The 16,030-nt window shown below is 61.5% G+C and carries 16 protein-coding genes; 6 read left to right on the forward strand and 10 right to left on the reverse strand.

The features are described 5' to 3' along the window. Nucleotides 1–104: 104 nt before the first annotated feature. Together GC125_RS15455 and GC125_RS15460 are read right to left on the reverse strand one after the other, a co-directional pair. A complete protein-coding gene (locus tag GC125_RS15455; RefSeq protein WP_151986462.1) occupies nucleotides 105–536 on the reverse strand; it encodes an SH3 domain-containing protein in 432 nt (143 codons plus the stop codon). 170 nt (nucleotides 537–706) lie between these two features. Beyond that, nucleotides 707–2,332: a putative bifunctional diguanylate cyclase/phosphodiesterase gene (locus tag GC125_RS15460; protein ID WP_151986463.1), complete on the reverse strand. Its 1,626-nt coding sequence runs from the start codon at nucleotides 2,330–2,332 to the stop codon at nucleotides 707–709. A 234-nt stretch (nucleotides 2,333–2,566) separates the two neighbouring features. On the opposite strand from GC125_RS15460, the gene GC125_RS15465 reads away from it, so the two are divergent. From GC125_RS15465 to GC125_RS15480, 4 genes are all read left to right on the forward strand, one after another. After that, the gene (locus tag GC125_RS15465; protein ID WP_151986464.1) at nucleotides 2,567–3,817 is read left to right on the forward strand and encodes a BtaA family protein; all 1,251 of its coding nucleotides are present in this window, start codon (nucleotides 2,567–2,569) and stop codon (nucleotides 3,815–3,817) included. Beyond that, the gene (locus GC125_RS15470) at nucleotides 3,817–4,491 is read left to right on the forward strand and encodes a class I SAM-dependent methyltransferase (protein WP_151986465.1); all 675 of its coding nucleotides are present in this window, start codon (nucleotides 3,817–3,819) and stop codon (nucleotides 4,489–4,491) included. The genes GC125_RS15465 and GC125_RS15470 overlap by 1 nt, the downstream gene beginning before the upstream one ends. Nucleotides 4,492–4,564: 73 nt before the next feature. Next, nucleotides 4,565–5,350 carry a glycoside hydrolase family 25 protein gene (locus GC125_RS15475; protein WP_151986466.1) on the forward strand — a complete coding sequence of 262 codons (786 nt, stop codon included), beginning with the start codon at nucleotides 4,565–4,567 and terminating at the stop codon, nucleotides 5,348–5,350. 97 nt (nucleotides 5,351–5,447) lie between these two features. Beyond that, nucleotides 5,448–6,644 carry a lytic murein transglycosylase gene (locus tag GC125_RS15480; RefSeq protein WP_502706104.1) on the forward strand — a complete coding sequence of 399 codons (1,197 nt, stop codon included), beginning with the start codon at nucleotides 5,448–5,450 and terminating at the stop codon, nucleotides 6,642–6,644. 7 nt (nucleotides 6,645–6,651) lie between these two features. Here the strand turns inward: GC125_RS15480 and GC125_RS15485 are convergent, their stop codons facing one another. Next, nucleotides 6,652–7,464: an endonuclease/exonuclease/phosphatase family protein gene (locus GC125_RS15485; RefSeq protein ID WP_199864603.1), complete on the reverse strand. Its 813-nt coding sequence runs from the start codon at nucleotides 7,462–7,464 to the stop codon at nucleotides 6,652–6,654. Between the two features lie 3 nt (nucleotides 7,465–7,467). Further along, complete coding sequence (locus GC125_RS15490; RefSeq protein WP_151986468.1) at nucleotides 7,468–8,688, reverse strand: alanine racemase; 1,221 nt, start codon at nucleotides 8,686–8,688, stop codon at nucleotides 7,468–7,470. On the opposite strand from GC125_RS15490, the gene GC125_RS15495 reads away from it, so the two are divergent. Then, nucleotides 8,687–9,034, forward strand: coding sequence for a hypothetical protein (locus tag GC125_RS15495; protein WP_151986469.1), 348 nt, complete (start codon nucleotides 8,687–8,689; stop codon nucleotides 9,032–9,034). The two genes, GC125_RS15490 and GC125_RS15495, sit on opposite strands and share 2 nt — an antisense overlap. 145 nt (nucleotides 9,035–9,179) lie before the next feature. Here the strand turns inward: GC125_RS15495 and metF are convergent, their stop codons facing one another. The 6 genes from metF to GC125_RS15525 form a co-directional block, all read right to left on the reverse strand. Beyond that, entirely contained in the window at nucleotides 9,180–10,103 is a 924-nt protein-coding gene (gene metF, locus GC125_RS15500) for a methylenetetrahydrofolate reductase [NAD(P)H] (protein WP_151986470.1), read from the reverse strand. Nucleotides 10,104–10,105: 2 nt separating this feature from the next. Then, nucleotides 10,106–11,122 (reverse strand): ArsR/SmtB family transcription factor, encoded by a 1,017-nt coding sequence (locus GC125_RS15505; protein WP_151986471.1) that lies wholly within the window; start codon nucleotides 11,120–11,122, stop codon nucleotides 10,106–10,108. A 91-nt stretch (nucleotides 11,123–11,213) separates the two neighbouring features. Further along, nucleotides 11,214–11,825, reverse strand: coding sequence for an MOSC domain-containing protein (locus tag GC125_RS15510; protein ID WP_502706105.1), 612 nt, complete (start codon nucleotides 11,823–11,825; stop codon nucleotides 11,214–11,216). Nucleotides 11,826–11,867: 42 nt separating this feature from the next. After that, nucleotides 11,868–12,548 carry an SDR family oxidoreductase gene (locus GC125_RS15515; protein ID WP_151986472.1) on the reverse strand — a complete coding sequence of 227 codons (681 nt, stop codon included), beginning with the start codon at nucleotides 12,546–12,548 and terminating at the stop codon, nucleotides 11,868–11,870. A 7-nt stretch (nucleotides 12,549–12,555) separates the two neighbouring features. Continuing rightward, nucleotides 12,556–14,205: an energy-dependent translational throttle protein EttA gene (gene ettA, locus GC125_RS15520; protein WP_151986473.1), complete on the reverse strand. Its 1,650-nt coding sequence runs from the start codon at nucleotides 14,203–14,205 to the stop codon at nucleotides 12,556–12,558. 102 nt (nucleotides 14,206–14,307) lie between these two features. Continuing rightward, complete coding sequence (locus tag GC125_RS15525; protein ID WP_151986474.1) at nucleotides 14,308–14,937, reverse strand: glutathione S-transferase family protein; 630 nt, start codon at nucleotides 14,935–14,937, stop codon at nucleotides 14,308–14,310. A 123-nt stretch (nucleotides 14,938–15,060) separates the two neighbouring features. On the opposite strand from GC125_RS15525, the gene GC125_RS15530 reads away from it, so the two are divergent. Next, on the forward strand, nucleotides 15,061–16,017 hold the full coding sequence (locus GC125_RS15530; protein ID WP_286165535.1) for an alpha/beta fold hydrolase: 957 nt from the start codon (nucleotides 15,061–15,063) through the stop codon (nucleotides 16,015–16,017). The last annotated feature ends 13 nt before the right edge of the window (nucleotides 16,018–16,030 follow it).

Here is a 16,030-nt window from a genome sequence, read left to right on the forward strand (position 1 = left end):
AAGCTGGCTCAAATGACGATGGAACTCGCCACGAGCTCGTTGCCCGTGGCGTTGATCGACGTTTGAAGCGCAATCTCGCACAGGAAATCGCGCCAGATTTGCTTTCAGCGCGCGCAGCCGTTCACATAGGTCAGTGCGGGCCACTGACCGCGGCGGACCACCTGTTGGCGAATCCACGCGCCCGTGTCGGCCACTTGGGCACGGCACCAGCGGCCATCGGAGGCCTCAAGGCACTGCTCGAGCGCCACGCACGTGTTCTGCGGAATGGTTGCGACGACATTCGCATCCGGTCGCGCTTCGGCGCGGGCATTGAGGTCCACGAGCACCCGCGCCTGAGGCAGGCCGTCCTCATCCCATTTCGGCGCATCGAGCGCGCTGACTTCCGCACAGGACGCGGTGTAGCCGAGATAGATGCAGGTGCCGGATGAGATGCGCGCCGAGGTGATCGCGCGGCCTTCCGTGCCGGACCGCTCGAAAATGACGGCGACTATAGAAGCCGCTTCATATGCCCCCCAAAGCGCCCAATCATTGGGCATGTACTATAAAAAACCGCCAGTACTTGATGATGTAAAGCGCTCTACCGAGCTTCAAGTCAATATGAGACTGATTGAACGGCGCTGTGTTAATTGAGCCACGGTTAATTACCGGGCGTTCAGCATCATGCAGCGGGAGTATGCAACGGGGCTTCTGCCCGGAGACCTGCAATCTAGACCTGGTAGCGCTTGGGGAGTTGGACGACGGCCGCGCTGCCGGCAGCCGGCACCGCATCGCTTTTGCGCAAGCGGTGGCGCGTCTCGGCGATGATCGACGGCACCTGGTCGACGGGCACAGGCCGCGAAAACAGGAACCCCTGGACATCGCCGGCACCGGCCTTGCGGATGAACTCCAGCTGGCTTTCGGTCTCGACGCCTTCGACCGTGGTCGAGATGTCGAAGGCCTGTGACAGCTTCATGATGACACCGACGAGCTCCGCCTCGCGCTCGTCCGTCAGCATCGATTCTGTAAACGACCGATCGATCTTCAGTGTATCGAGCGGGAAGGATCGCAAATGGCTGATCGACGAGAAACCAGTGCCGAAATCGTCGAGCGCCAGCCGCACGCCGAGTGACCTGAGCCGGGCAAGACTGCCGCGAACCACATCGACGTCGACACTGAAGAGGGATTCGGTGAACTCGATTGTAAGGCGCCTTGCGTCGAGGCTGGTTTCGCTGAGCGTCCGCTCCACCATCGCCACGAAGCCCGCATCCTTGAACTGTTCGCCCGCGACGTTCACCGAAACACCGACATCGGCAGGCCACAAGCTCGCATGGCGGCACGCCTCCACAAGCACCCATTTGCCGAGCGGCACAATCAGCCCCGACTTCTCCGCGACGGGGATGAACATGTCGGGACGCACGACGAGGTCGCCGCGCTGCCAGCGTACAAGGGCCTCGAACCCTTTGACCAAGCCGGTCTCGAGGTGGACGATCGGTTGATATTCGAGGAAGAACTGCTTCTCCTCGATCGCCAGCCGCAGATCCTTCTCCATCATCATGCGCTGCTCAGCCTCGTAGGCGAGCGCGCTGTCATAGAGGACGAAATGGCTGCCCGGCACTTCCTTGGCGCGATAAAGCGCAAGATCGGCGCGGCGCAACGCATCCGACATGGTGCGATCGTCCGGGCTGAGCCAGGTCACCCCGATGCTGCCGCCGGTTGCGAGGCGCAGGTCTCCCAGTTCGAACGGGAACGAGATCAGCGAAACGAGCGCATCGCAGAACGCGTTGATGATTTTGGCGGACGGTCCGCCATTCCAAAGGATGACGAATTCGTCGCCACCCAGCCGATAGATGCCCTGCTCCGACCCGATGGCGGCCCGCAGCCGATCCGACAGCGCAAGCAGGATCGCATCGCCGACATTGTGGCCCATCGTGTCGTTGATGAACTTGAACTTATCGAGGTCGAGCAGCATCAGTGCCGGGCGGTTGTTCGGTCCGATGCCCTGCGCGATCCTGTCCAGAACATCGCATTCCAGTGCGTGCCTGTTCTTCAGAGATGTCAGGGAGTCATGAAATGCATTGTGCTCGAGCGTGTGCTCAGCTTCGATGCGACGCTCCAGCTCATTGACGAGACGCGCGCGGGATTCGCCGACCTTGAAAAAGGTGTAACCCATCATGGCGGGAAAGAGCGCCATGGCCGTGTAGACGGGATTGGTCTGGATCAGCGACGTGAATGGTTCCGAACTCTGGACGAACGTCGCGTCATACGCGAAGGCCGCGGACGTAAAAATCGAGCCGAAAGCAGTGCCGGCAAAGGCATAGCGTGCTCTGATGCTCGTAATGACGTCCGATAGCATGCACCATCCCGATCTTCATGATCCCGATCGTGAAAAGGCTACCATTTCAAGCATTAAGCATTGGTTATCGAACAAACTGCGTAAAGTTTGACGAACTGTTAAAACGCAGCCCAAAATTTTAGAGGATGCTTGGGCATCGATTTGGCTTGAACCGTCCCGGTCGTGCCGTCACAGGCCTGTAATGTCGCCCGGCTAGGCGTCTTCCCATCGAAGAGAGAGGGAGAATCGCCTGCCATGACCGGTATCACGCGAGGCCTGCCCGGCCGGAAGACCCGACATATCCGCGACGCGGTGTTGCGTCATTCCCCGATCAGCAAGGCAGGTTTTTCCGAGCGCCTTTTTGCCTTCGTATTTTCGGGTCTCGTCTATCCCCAGATCTGGGAGGACCCGGACGTCGACATGAAGGCAATGGATCTGACGCCGGAGAGCCGCATCGTGACGATCGGTTCGGGCGGCTGCAACGTTCTCTCCTATCTCACCCGTTCACCGGCGCGCATCGATGTGGTCGACTTGAACCGGGCCCATATCGCCTTGAACAAGCTGAAGCTTGCCGGTGTTGCCCACCTGCCAAGCCAGAGCGACTTCTTCCGGTTCTTCGCAGGCACGGACCAAGCCCATAACAGCCTCGCCTACCGACAGTTCATCGCGCCGCATCTCGATGCGCAAAGCCGCGCCTATTGGGAAGGCCGTGGGCTCAACGGTCGCCAGCGCATCACTGTGTTCGATCGCAATTTCTACCGAAGCGGACTTCTCGGCCTCTTCATCTCTGCCGGTCACCTGGCCGCACGGCTGCATGGCGTGAACCCTGCGGAAATCATGCAGACGCGCTCGCTGCGCGAACAGAGACGCTTCTTCGACGATCGCCTAGCCCCGCTGTTCGACAAGCCGCTGATCCGCTTGCTCACGCGCAGCAAGGCGTCGCTGTTCGGGCTCGGCATCCCGCCAGCCCAATATGAAGAGCTCGCAGCGGCGGATGCGGAGATGCGCGTCACCAACGTTCTGCGGGCGCGTCTGGAGAAACTCGCCTGCCAGTTTCCTCTGAAGGACAATTACTTCGCCTGGCAGGCATTTGCTCGGCATTACCCGGCACCGGATGAAGGTTCTTTGCCGCCTTATCTGGAAGCCCAGTATCACGGGGCCCTACGCGAGAATGCCGATCGCGTCTTCGTTCACCACCAGAGCTTCACGACTTTGCTTGCCGAAAAGCCCGCTGCGTCCGTCGATCGCTACGTCCTGCTCGATGCCCAGGACTGGATGAGCGATGCGCAGTTGAATGCGCTCTGGACGGAAATCTGCCGGACGGCCGCGCCCGGTGCGCGCGTGATCTTCCGCACGGCCGGCGAACCATCCATTCTTCCGGGCCGCCTCCTGCCCGTCCTTCTCGATCAGTGGGACTATAATGGGACCGCCAGTGCAGAAGGGCATGCGCGCGATCGATCCGCCATTTATGGCGGCTTTCACGTCTACGAGCGCAAAGGCGCGTGATGAGGATCGAACGGACGCATTCCGCGGAGCACGCGGTGTTGATGGACGGGGTCTACCGCTACCAGCGTCACATCTACGACCTTACGCGCAAATACTACCTTCTCGGACGGGACCAGATGCTCGATGAGCTGGACGTCCCGGCTGGCGGCACGGTGCTCGAACTCGGCTGCGGCACCGGCCGCAATCTGCTGGCAGCCGCAAAGCGCTATCCCGATGCACGCTATTGCGGCATCGACATTTCGCCGCAGATGCTCGAGACCGCTAGAAACAACATCGATCGCTCCGGTCACGCCCGCAAGATCGTGGTGGCGGAAGGCGATGCGACGAACTTCGACTGCCAAGCCCTTTTCGGCATCAATAAAGCCGATCGCGTGTTCATCTCCTATGCGGTCTCGATGATCCCGAGCTGGCAGCAGGCAATCGTCGGCGCGCTCGCGGCAACCAAACCCGGCGGCTCTGTCCATATCGTCGATTTCGGCCAGCAGAATGGTTTGCCGTCGGCATTCCGGAAACTGCTCGTGGCCTGGCTTGCGCGTTTCCACGTCACGCCGCGCGCCGATCTCTTCGAAGCAGTCAAGCTGGCCGCGGTGGACAGCGACGCGCGCGTCGAACAGCGCTCCATCTTCCGGGACTATGCGCGGGTCGTCGTCATCAAGCGGCCGAATGGTCGCTGACGTTCGGCTTTAGTCGGCGGGATCGAGCGGCTAGGAAGGGAGCGACGATCCTCTCCTGATTCGCGGAGCCTAAATGATAAGACGCGCCGGCATTCTCCTGATTCTGGTCATGACGGCCGCCCTCTCCGCATGCAGCACAACCGCAACCGACATCCTTCAAATTTCCCCGGTCAACGCACCGCGCTTTGGCGACAGCGACCCGCAGGATTTCGCGCGGTCGCCGTCTACGTATGCCGTCCACGGGATCGACGTGTCGAAATACCAGGGCACGATTGATTGGAATGCCGCCCGGGCCGCGGGTGTCTCCTTCGCCTTCATCAAGGCAACGGAAGGGGGCGACATGTTCGACCCCAAGTTCCAGGAATACTGGGCTGGCAGCCGCGCTGCCGGCATTCCGCGCAGCGCCTATCACTTCTTCTATTTCTGCCGTCCGGCGATCGAGCAAGTGCAGTGGTACATCCGCAATGTCCCGCGCGAGAACGACGCGCTCCCGCCTGTCCTCGACATGGAATGGAACCACCTGTCTCCGACATGCAGCCTTCGACCGCCGCCGGCAACGGTCCGCAGCGAAATGCAGGTCTTCCTGAACGCGCTTGAACGCCACTACGGCAAACGCCCGATCATCTATACGACGATCGACTTTCACCGGCAGAACATCGAGGGCCATTTCCTCGACTATCCGATGTGGCTGCGCGCCGTTGCCGAGCACCCCGACACGCTCTACCCCGGTCACGCCTGGGCCTTCTGGCAGTATACCGGCACCGGGATCGTTCCGGGCATCAGGGGCGATACGGACATCAACGTCTTCAACGGCACAATCGAGCAATGGCGCCGCTGGCTGTCGAATGCGACGAGCTGAGGCAAAGCAGACGATCTGCCACAACTGAGCCAATATCCGCCTGCATTGCGAGCACGGGACATCGACGGATACCAGCTGGGGAACCACGCCTATGACGATCACGACATCTGCCAGGAAAAGCCTTCTCGGCATCGGAACCGGAATTCTCGCAACGCTTCTGGCAACCAGTGCCTTCGCCCAGCAATGCGGCGGTGATTTCGGGCAGTTCCTGCAGGGGGTGCGCGCAGAAGCGGTCGCGCAGGGCCTCTCGCAGGAAGCAGCCGACCGTGTTCTCGGCAGTGCACGCCAGGACCAGCAGGTCCTCAACCACGATCGCAGCCAAAGCGTCTTCCGCATGAACTTCATCGAGTTCTCGCAGCGGATCATCAGCAACAACCGCATGCAGCAGGGTCAAGCCATGCTGCAGCGTAACGCCTCGGTCTTCGCACGCGCCGAACAGGAATTCGGCGTGCCCGGCCCGGTAATCGCGGCGTTCTGGGGCCTTGAAACCGATTTCGGCGCCGTTCAGGGCGACATCAACACCGTCAACGCACTCGCCACACTCGCCCATGATTGCCGCCGCCCGGAACTCTTCCGTCCGCAGCTGATCGGCGCAATTTCCATGGCCGAGCGGGGCGACCTTGACCCCGCTACGATGACCGGCGCCTGGGCCGGCGAAATCGGCCAGGTGCAGATGCTGCCGGCCGACATCATCGAATTCGGCGTCGATGGCGACGGCGATGGCCATGTGAACGTCAAGACGAGCAGCGCCGATGCGATCCTGACGGGCGCGAATTTCATCCGCAGCCTCGGCTGGCGGCCGGGCGAACCCTGGCTCCAGGAAGTCACGATCCCCGAAAACCTGCCTTGGGATCGCACCGGCCTCTCCGGCAGCGCCACCGTCGGCGAATGGCAGTCGCTCGGGGTTTCACCCCGCAACGGCTCTTTGCCCGATGCCGGCATGCAGGCGCGGCTGATCATGCCTCAGGGCCGGTTCGGACCCGTCTTCCTGGCCTACCCGAATTTCGACGTCTATCTCGAGTGGAACCAGTCCTTCATCTACACGACCTCGGCTGCCTATTTCGGCACCCGCCTTGCTGGAGCCGATCGCTATGCAGCCGGCAATCCTCCTGCTGGCCTGAGCCCGGAACAGATGATGGACCTACAAGGGCGCCTCCAGGCGCGCGGTTACAATGTCGGGGACATCGACGGCATTCTGGGTGCGGGCACCCGTGATGCGGTGCGCGCCGAACAGCTTCGCCTCGGCCTCCCGGCGGACGCGTGGCCGACGCCGGAGCTGCTTTCGCAGCTCTGACGGAGCGTCATTCCATCTCGAGCAGAAGCGGCCGGTGGTCTGAAACCTCCGGCCGTTCGACCACGTGGAAGCCGACGACCTGCACCGCGGTATTGGTCAGCATATAGTCGGCGAAACGCACGTCCTTCGAATAATGGGAGGTGCGCGTGTCGGTGAAACCATTCGCGGTCACCAGATCGGCGAGCCCGGCCTCACCGAGGATCTCGAAGGTGCGGCTGCCCGGCAAGACGTTGAAATCGCCGCAAACGACCAGCGGTTCACCCTCTGCCCAGACCTGCCGGACGAGACGCAGAAGCGATCGCGCCTGCGCGTCGCGTTGTTCCGTATCGGACTTGCCGGCCAGATCGCGCAGGCCATGCACGTGACAGACGGTGAGCGTGCGACTGCCCGCTGCATCGTAAAGCCGAACGCAATGGGCGTTGCGAGGCCTTGGATGAGCACCGAAGCCCTCGGCAGAAAACGAGCCATGTACGAAATCTACGCCTTGGCTGACCACGGCCAACGAGCGGCGCACGAATGTCGCAAGTCCGAAGAGTGTCGGCACCCATTGGTCACCGACGAACAGGTCGCCGGTCGCGTTGGGTGCAAAGAAGGCATCGTGCTCGGGCAGCGCCGCGCGGATCTCCTCAAAGAGGTTCGTGCGCTGGGCAAGTTCGTTATCGCCGTCGCGATAGGCGGACCATCGGGACACCGTCGAAGCCGGGTCTCGCACGATCTCCTGCAGACAATAGATATCGGCGTTACATGCAGCGAGATATTCGAGAAGCGGCTGGTGCAGTCGGCCGCCCCAGGCGTTGAGCGAGACGATCCGCAGCGTCATGGCTCAAGAGGCCATCGTTTCCAGGCTGGCGAAGCCTTCGGGGGCGCCTTCGTCTCCGAACGCGGTCGTGACTTCCACGAAATCGTCCGGATAGAAACCGTTGAAGCGCGTGCGCAGCGACAGTGAGTAAGCGCCGATATGGCCGATCTCGATCCAATCGCCCGTATCCACCGTTTCCGGCAACCAGAACGGCCGCGACAGGATGTCGACGCTGTCGCAGGTAGCGCCGCAGACCTTGAAGGGCACCACGTTCTCGGGATCGCCATTGCGTGATTTGCGCGCGGGGTCCGGGATGAAACGGGCTGGCAGCGTGATCTTGCCGGTCCAGCTGTCCGACAGCGAAGCCCAGATGCCGTCATTGATATAAAGCCGCCGTCCCTTGCGCAGCAAAACCCTGACGACCAGCGAAAAGGAACGCGCGACGATCGCTCTGCCCGGCTCGGCGACGAGCGGCAGTGTCTTGAAACCCCAATCGGTCAGATTGACGTCGAGGCGCTCCAGCAGTTCGTCGATGCTTGGAAAGTCGGGCTTCTTGCGATTGGGGTCGTGACCATATTCGGCAGGAAAGCCGCCGCCGACGTCCAGGCCGGCGAGCGAGACACCCGCACGACTGCGCACCCAATCTGCGGATGCCAACGCGCGCTCGTAAGATTCCGATTCGGCGATCTGGCTTCCCACATGGAAGCACAGCCCAACCTTGAAGCCGATGCGATCGAGGCGCTGGACCAGTTCCACCGCATGGCCAGGCGCGGCGCCGAATTTCTTCGAAAGTTCGTAGGCCGCGTGCCCCTTGGTCTGAAGCCGGACGAATATGGTGAAGTCCGCCGGATCGAGATCGAGCGCCCGCACGATGCGCAGCACCTTGGCGATCTCGTCTTCATGATCGAGCGACATCACCCGTATGCCGTAGGTCTCGAGCGCAAGGCGGATGTCCGACTGCGCCTTGACCGGATGCATGTAGAGCATCTCGGCATCCTTGGAGGCGGCGCGAACGGCCGCAAATTCGGCGGGGGACGCCACGTCGAAGATTTTCACGCCCGCCTTGACCAGGGTTTCGAGCACCATCGGCTCGCCATTGGTCTTCACCGCATAGGCAGTCTCGCCCGGAAACTGGCGCATGAAGCGCTGCGCATCCTCGACGAGAACTTTCGGCCGAAAACAATAGAGCGGCGCGTCTGGCCTCAGCGTGAGCGCCGCCTCGGTTCCGGTCGTGAATCGCTGCATGGGGTCGGCTCCTGATGATGGCGGACGCTATCAGTTTGTCACTGAGGGTAAAGGTCGGCGGTCGAATCCACTCCAGGCGGTGCGGCGCGAACACGTTATCCACCCTTCCTACGCCTGCGACGATGGCAACAAGATGAAAACAAAACAGCGCGCTAGCGGCAAAATTGAAATCATTCGTATCGCGCCGTATCGCAGTGCAGCAACGAATTCCCTTTTCGCGCTACGTGTTAACACCTATTATCAGGAGGTTAACTGCGAGGAGGTGACTATGAGACTGACGCAACAGTTCAATGTCGTCATGATCTGTGCCGCGTTCGCTTTCATCGGGGGCATGCTCTTCATCTGAAGGGACATTCGCCTGAAGGGACTAGGGCTCGAAAGCGCCTTCATTACGTAGACCCAGCAAGAATAGGAAAAGGGGATCGTCTCGTCGGCGATCCCCTTTTTCCTTTTTCCGACTAAGCCGCCGGTGAAAGCTTCCTAGCCCCAGATCATGCAGCTGCGACGGACTTGTCTTCCGCCTGCGGCGCCCGGCTGCGCAAGCCGAGCAAATGGCAGATCGCATAGACGAGCTGGGCCCGGTTCATCGTGTAGAAATGGAAGTCGTGAACGCCGCGCTCGACGAGGTCCATGACCTGATCGGCAGCAAGCGCGGCGGCGATCAGCGAACGGGTCTGCGCATCGTCTTCCAACCCATCGAACCGTTCGGCGAGCCATGCCGGGACCGACGCCCCGCACATGCCGGCAAATCGCGCCACCTGCCCGAAATTGTGGATCGGCAGGATGCCGGGAACAATCGGAATGTAAATCCCCGCGCGACGGACGCGCTCGACGTAACGCTCATAGGTATCGTTGTCGAAGAAGAACTGCGTGATCGCCCGCGTCGCGCCGTTGTCCACCTTGCGCTTCAGCATGTCGATGTCGGTCATGAAATCCGGGCTTTCCGGATGCTTTTCCGGATAGGCGGAAACGGAAATCTCGAAATCGGCAAAAGCTTTCAAGCCGGCCACGAGCTCTGCCGCGTTGGCATAGCCATCCGCATGTGGCTTGAAGCGCGTGCCGATGCCGCCGGACGGATCACCACGCAGCGCCACGAAATGGCGGACGCCTACGTCCCAAAACTCACGAACGACCGCATCGACCTCTTCCCGGCTAGCATCGACGCAGGTCAGATGCGCCGCGGTCGCCAACGTGGTCTCGCGATGAATGCGACTGACGGTGTTCAGCGTCGGCTGCTTGGTCGAGCCGCCGGCCCCGTAGGTCACCGAGACGAAATCCGGATTGAAAGGCGCGAGCTTCGACACGCTTTCGAAAAGCTGCGTCTCCATGTCCCCAGTCTTCGGCGGGAAGAACTCGAAGGAGACATTGATCCGGTCGGCGCTGAGCGAAGGGCTTGATCTTCTAAGGAGCGACATGGTCAGGCAAGTCCCTTGGTGACATCGGCGCTCTCGTCGCCGGCAATGAGAAGACGCGGATCGCGTGCGAGCCAGATGGTGACGGTCAGCGTTTCGCTGCCCTCCTCTTCCGGCTCAAGATCGACGATCCGTTCGATGGACAGACCGGCCGAGCGCATGGCATCGCCGATCGTCTGGTGCGCAAATCCGAGGCGGACATGGGCATGCTCTTCCCGCAGCCGCTCCAGTTCGTGCGGCGCGAAGTCGACGATGATCAGCCGCCCGCCGGGCCGCAGCATGCGCGCTGCCTCCGCAATCGCGTCGTCTGGTGACTGCAGGTAGTGCAGAACCTGATGGATCGTCACGAGATCGAAGGTCTCGCGGTCAAGCGGCAGGTTAAAGATGTCGCCATGGCGCACCGAGGCGTGGCTGAGCCCGTTGCGATCGAGGTTCGCACGCGCGACGGCAAGCATGTCCCGGCTGGCATCCACGCCGATACCGCGACGGTAAAGCCCTTGGAAAAGCTGGAGGATGCGCCCCGTACCAGTACCGAGATCGAGCATGGAATCGAAGGGCGTCGTACCGACCAGCTCCGTTAATGCCGCCTCGACGCGGTCGTCGCTCACATGCAGCGAGCGCAGATCGTCCCAGCTTTCGGCGTTGCGGGAGAAATAGGACTGCGCCTTTTCGGACCGGATTTTCTGGACTGCGCGAAGACGCTCCGCGTCGCGCGCCAGAATGGCATCATTGGCCGAGATGGCATCGATCAGAAGTCGGGCAAGACCGGCCGCCCGCCCCTCGCTCGTCAGCCTGAAATAGGCCCAGGCGCCTTCCTGATACCGCTCGATCAGGCCCGCTTCGCCAAGAAGCTTGAGATGGCGCGAAATACGGGGCTGCGATTGGCCGAGAATGTCGGTAAGATCGGTCACCGTAAGATCGCTCGTCGCCAGCAGCCAGAGCAAGCGCATGCGCGTCTGCTCACCGGCGGCTTTCAACAGGTCCACGATTTCGTCGAGACCGAGTTTGTAGTGATCGAGCATTCGGGACATCCAAAAACGATATAAAGATATCTTTATATGTTTCTGAGGCCGGTTGCAAGCCGGTCGAAGCCTCTGTCCGCAGCGATATCGTTCAGGCGCGATAGATCCACTGTTCCGGAACCTGCACCTTCACGCCTTCGCCCGCACTGATCCGACCGGGCTTCTCCACCCAGGCGACGAGCCCGCGGCGACGCTTGGCGGCATCCTTGAAAGACAGCGCGAGTGCGGTGTGATCGTGATCTGGAAAATGATCCGCGATCGAGTTGCCGGACAGCCGGCAAGGCGCGTTTTGCCCGTCGATCTTCAAGGTGACGCCGTTTGCGAAGAACAGCAGTGTGCGCGGCGGCAGCATGGAAAGCTGCGGGATGCCTTCGAGCGCGAGATTGGCGCCGATCCATTCAGGGCGGATGCGATCGATGCCCATGTCGACCGCCGCCATCGCCAGTTCGTCCGCAGCGACGATGCTGACCTGCCGTTCGTTTCGGATTTCCGTCCCGCGCGGATACCAAGGCTCACGCCCGCCGGAACGCCGCGTTGCCCCCGCATGAAAGTCGCCGGCAATGCCTTCGAACGTCAGATCGAGGGTCTCGACCGGCTGGGATACGAAGTCGTCGCCGACGGCCGCGAACAGACCCCCAACCACCGCGGAAAGCCGCCGACCCGATGTGACGTCATAGGGCAGGTCAAACATTTCGCTTTGCATAGTCATGGAAACTCTCTCACCCGCTTCGATAGGAATGCACGGCTACCAAGCCAGCTCACTGCCGTCATAAGCCCAAAACCGTCCCGAACGCTTCAAATCGAGATCTGCGGCAAGTTGAAGAATACCCGAGGCACTGGTTGCCGCATCGATATCCGCACCGGTACCGCCCATGTCGGTCCGAACCCAACCGGGATGAACTGCCGCGACCGCAATTCCGCGGGGCAACAGGTCTGTAGCAAGCCCTTGGAGAACCTTGTTCAAGGCTGCCTTGGACGCACGATAAGCGATGTGATCGGATTTAGCGTAGGACAGGGAACCCATCCGACTGGAAAGAACCAGAATCCGGCCGCGCTCAGATGCCCTCATTTTCGGTAGGAACGCTTGAATGACGTGCAAAGGCGCGAGCGTGTTCACGATCAAAGTGTGCTCAAACCCGGCAAAATCCATATCCAGCGTCGACTGTCGCTCCGGACCGATGATGCCAGCACAATGGATCAAACAATCGATCGGCCCGCTGATAAGCGAGGCAGCCCGCTCGATCGCCGGCCGATCGGTGACGTCGAATAAGACCGGATCGAACTGCGAGCCTAACGAAGATCGCAGTTCTTCGGCCTGCTCTGCAGTGCGAACCGAACCGATCACGCGGGCTCCGCTTGCCAGCGCCTGACGCGCGAGTTGGAAGCCGATCCCTCTCCCAACCCCCGTGATCAGATAGGTCTCCATTGGTCTTTTACCGTGTCAGGCGCTTGTAGGTCACCCGGCGAGGATTGACGCTTTCGGCTCCGAGACGGCGGACCTTGTCTTTCTCGTAGTCTTCGAAATTGCCCTCGAACCATTCGACGTGGCTATCGCCTTCGAACGCCAGGATGTGGGTCGCGAGCCTGTCGAGGAACATGCGATCGTGGCTGATGATGACGGCGCAGCCGGCGTAGCTTTCCAGCGCATCTTCGAGCGCGGCCAGCGTTTCGGTGTCGAGGTCGTTCGTCGGTTCGTCGAGCAGCAGCACGTTGCCGCCGGTCTTCAGCATCTTGGCAAGGTGCACGCGGTTGCGCTGGCCGCCGGAGAGGTTGCCGACCTTCTGCTGCTGGTCGCCGCCGCGGAAGTTGAACGACGAGCAATAGGCGCGCGTGTTGGCTTCATGCTTGCCGAGCTTCACGACTTCGGCGCCGCCGGAGATTTCCTCCCAGACGGTCTTGTCCGGATCGAGCGCATCGCGGCTTTGGTCGACGTAGCCCAGCTTGACCGTGTCTCCGACGCGGATGGAGCCTTCATCGGGCTTTTCCTGACCGGTGATCATCTTGAACAGCGTGGTCTTTCCTGCGCCGTTCGGGCCGATGACGCCGACGATGCCGCCGGGCGGCAGCTTGAATTCGAGGTTTTCGATCAGTAGCCGATCGCCGAACCCCTTCGACAGGTTCTCCACCTCGATAACGACGTTACCCAGCCGATCGCCATGCGGGATGACGATCTGCGTATCGGTCGGGCGACGATTGTCGGCAGCTGCCAGCAGATCCTCGAACGCGGCGATACGGGCTTTCGATTTGGATTGCCGCGCCTTCGGGCTCGATCCCATCCACTCGCGTTCGCGGGTGATCGCCTTCTGGCGGGCATCGTCCTCACGGCCTTCCTGCTTGAGCCGCTTGGCCTTGGCTTCGAGGTATTTGGTGTAATTACCCTCGTACGGAATTCCGCGGCCGCGATCGAGTTCGAGGATCCAGCCGGTGACATTGTCGAGGAAGTAGCGATCGTGGGTGATGATCATCACGGCGCCTGGATACTGACGCAGGTGCTTTTCCAGCCACGCGGTGGTCTCGGCGTCCAGATGGTTCGTCGGCTCGTCGAGCAGAAGCAGGTCGGGCTCGCGCAGCAGAAGCTGGCAGAGCGCAACGCGGCGGCGCTCACCGCCCGACAGGCTCGTTACGCTGGCCTCCTTGGGCGGGCAGCCGAGCGCTTCCATCGCCATCTCGACCTGTTGTTCGAGATCCCAGAGGTTCAGTCGGTCCATCTCGTCCTGCAACTGTGCGGACTCGTCGGCCGTCTCGTCGGAATAGTTCATCATCAGTTCGTTGTAACGGTCGATGATCGCGGTCTTGCGCGCCACGCCCGTCATGATGTTGCCGAACACGTCCAGTGCCGGATCCAAGTCAGGCTCCTGCGCCAGGTAGCCGACGGTGGCGCCTTCAGCGAGCCAGGCTTCGCCGGAATATTCCTTGTCGATGCCGGCCATGATCTTGAGCACGGTCGACTTACCGGCCCCGTTGGGACCGAGAATGCCGATTTTCGCATCGGGGTAGAACGACAGGTGCAGGTTCTCGAGCACCTTCTTTGCACCGTAAGCCTTGTTGAGGCCGGCCATGTGGTAGATGAATTGACGTGCCATGAGGGCGCGATCTTTCCTGTAACGAACGTGGATCTGTGGGGGCGCTTTGCGATTGGCCCGCTTTTATGCAATCCGGGCGCCGCTATCAATGCGTATCGGCAATTAGCTCGCCGACTGCATCTCCGCCATCAGCGCATCGTCCTTTTCGTTGGCGCGCTTGTAGGCCGGACGATCGGTCATCCGCGTCGCGTAGTCCGCGAATTCTGGCCGCTGCTCGAACGTGCCGAACTGGATACCCCAGACGACCTGCGCGCCAACATAGACATCCGCAGCGGTAAATTTCTCGCCAGCGACGAACGGCCCGCGGGAAAGGGCATTGGCAAGGGTGGTCATCACGGCGTCGAAATTCCCGTACCCGACGAAACCCTGCTTGTCCTCGGGCACCGCCACTTCCAGGCTCTTGTTCGTGACGGCGGCTTCGAGCGGCCCGGCTGCAAAGAAGAGCCAGCGATAATAGTCCGCCCGGTCGTCCAGCGCCGGCGCCAGACCGGCTTGCGGAAACGCATCGGCGACATAGGCGCAAATCGCAGCGCATTCGGTGACGATACGATCCCCATGCTTGATGGCGGGTACCTTCCCCATGGAGTTGATGGCGAGATAGTCTGCGCCCTTCATGGCCGGACCGTAGCCCAGCGCCCGCGTCTCGTAGTCCACGCCGGCTTCTTCGAGCATCCAGCGCGCAATGCGTCCGCGCGACATGGGATTGGTGAAAAGAATGAGATCGTCGGTCATGGCATAACCTCTTCTGCGATGGAGCGAGTGTTAGCTTCTCGCGCTTTGAACCTCAAGCGAGAGCACTCGCGACCCTAAGCTGACGATTGCGACCGGAGGACGGCTCGCCTATGCATGGCGGCCATGACCATGAGTTTCGAACAGTCATACTCCATCGACAGTCCGACTGGCGCCACACTGAGCCTGCGTCGCCAGCCGGCGGACGGCACCGCGCGCGGTATCCTCGTTCTGTCGCATGGCCTCGCGGAACACTCCGCGCGTTATGGCGCATTCGCGCGATCGATGGCTGCCACTGGACTTGAAGTCTACGCCCACGATCATCGCGGCCACGGGCAGACCGTCGCTTCCGACGCGCCGATCGGTCGCTTTGGGGCAAACGACGGGCGGCGCAAGGTCGTGGCCGATGTGATGGCGGTCCGTGCCCATGCGCTTACGAACCATCAGGGGCTGCCGGTGATTCTCTTCGGGCATTCCATGGGCGGCCTCATTGCGTGGAACAGCGTCATCTCCAACCCGGCTGCTTTCGACGCCGTGGCGGTCTGGAATTCCAATTTCCAGGCGGGCGCTGCCGGCCGTGCGGCACAGGCGATCCTCGCCATCGAAAAGGCGATGAAGGGTTCCGACGTGCCGAGCGGGATGCTGCCGCGACTGACTTTTGAGGCCTGGGGCAAGGCGGTGCCGAACCGCCGGACGCTGTTCGACTGGCTGTCACACGATCAGACCGTGGTCGACGCCTATATCGCGGATCCGCTTTGCGGCTTCGATGCGTCCGTGTCGCTCTGGCAGGACCTTTTCGGCCTGATCTATCGCGGCGGAAATGCCGCCAACTGGTCGGGGATCGATCGACATCTGCCGATCCATCTCGTCGGTGGCGCGGAAGATCCCGCGACGAACGGCGGAAAAGCCGTCGATCGGATGGCGGACGATCTCCGCCGGGCCGGCTTTCGCGACGTGACGCTTGCCCTGCTCTCCGGCTTTCGCCACGAAACGCTGAACGAAATCGGCGCTGCGCAACCGATCGAGGCATTTCAATCTTGGGTCGATCGCGTCCTCGAGCATCGGCGCCCGCAAGAACAATAAGAAGGAAGTGATG

This window comes from Rhizobium sp. EC-SD404 (assembly GCF_902498825.1).
Classification (GTDB): domain Bacteria; phylum Pseudomonadota; class Alphaproteobacteria; order Rhizobiales; family Rhizobiaceae; genus Georhizobium.

Coding starts and splice junctions, on each gene's coding strand:
- GC125_RS15455 (WP_151986462.1), bottom strand. CDS start 536: ATGCCCAATGATTGGGCGCTTTGGGGGGCATATGAAGCGGCTTCTATA.
- GC125_RS15460 (WP_151986463.1), bottom strand. CDS start 2,332: ATGCTATCGGACGTCATTACGAGCATCAGAGCACGCTATGCCTTTGCC.
- GC125_RS15465 (WP_151986464.1), top strand. CDS start 2,567: ATGACCGGTATCACGCGAGGCCTGCCCGGCCGGAAGACCCGACATATC.
- GC125_RS15470 (WP_151986465.1), top strand. CDS start 3,817: ATGAGGATCGAACGGACGCATTCCGCGGAGCACGCGGTGTTGATGGAC.
- GC125_RS15475 (WP_151986466.1), top strand. CDS start 4,565: ATGATAAGACGCGCCGGCATTCTCCTGATTCTGGTCATGACGGCCGCC.
- GC125_RS15485 (WP_199864603.1), bottom strand. CDS start 7,464: ATGACGCTGCGGATCGTCTCGCTCAACGCCTGGGGCGGCCGACTGCAC.
- GC125_RS15495 (WP_151986469.1), top strand. CDS start 8,687: ATGGGGTCGGCTCCTGATGATGGCGGACGCTATCAGTTTGTCACTGAG.
- GC125_RS15490 (WP_151986468.1), bottom strand. CDS start 8,688: ATGCAGCGATTCACGACCGGAACCGAGGCGGCGCTCACGCTGAGGCCA.
- metF (WP_151986470.1), bottom strand. CDS start 10,103: ATGTCGCTCCTTAGAAGATCAAGCCCTTCGCTCAGCGCCGACCGGATC.
- GC125_RS15505 (WP_151986471.1), bottom strand. CDS start 11,122: ATGCTCGATCACTACAAACTCGGTCTCGACGAAATCGTGGACCTGTTG.
- GC125_RS15510 (WP_502706105.1), bottom strand. CDS start 11,825: ATGCAAAGCGAAATGTTTGACCTGCCCTATGACGTCACATCGGGTCGG.
- GC125_RS15515 (WP_151986472.1), bottom strand. CDS start 12,548: ATGGAGACCTATCTGATCACGGGGGTTGGGAGAGGGATCGGCTTCCAA.
- ettA (WP_151986473.1), bottom strand. CDS start 14,205: ATGGCACGTCAATTCATCTACCACATGGCCGGCCTCAACAAGGCTTAC.
- GC125_RS15525 (WP_151986474.1), bottom strand. CDS start 14,937: ATGACCGACGATCTCATTCTTTTCACCAATCCCATGTCGCGCGGACGC.
- GC125_RS15530 (WP_286165535.1), top strand. CDS start 15,061: ATGACCATGAGTTTCGAACAGTCATACTCCATCGACAGTCCGACTGGC.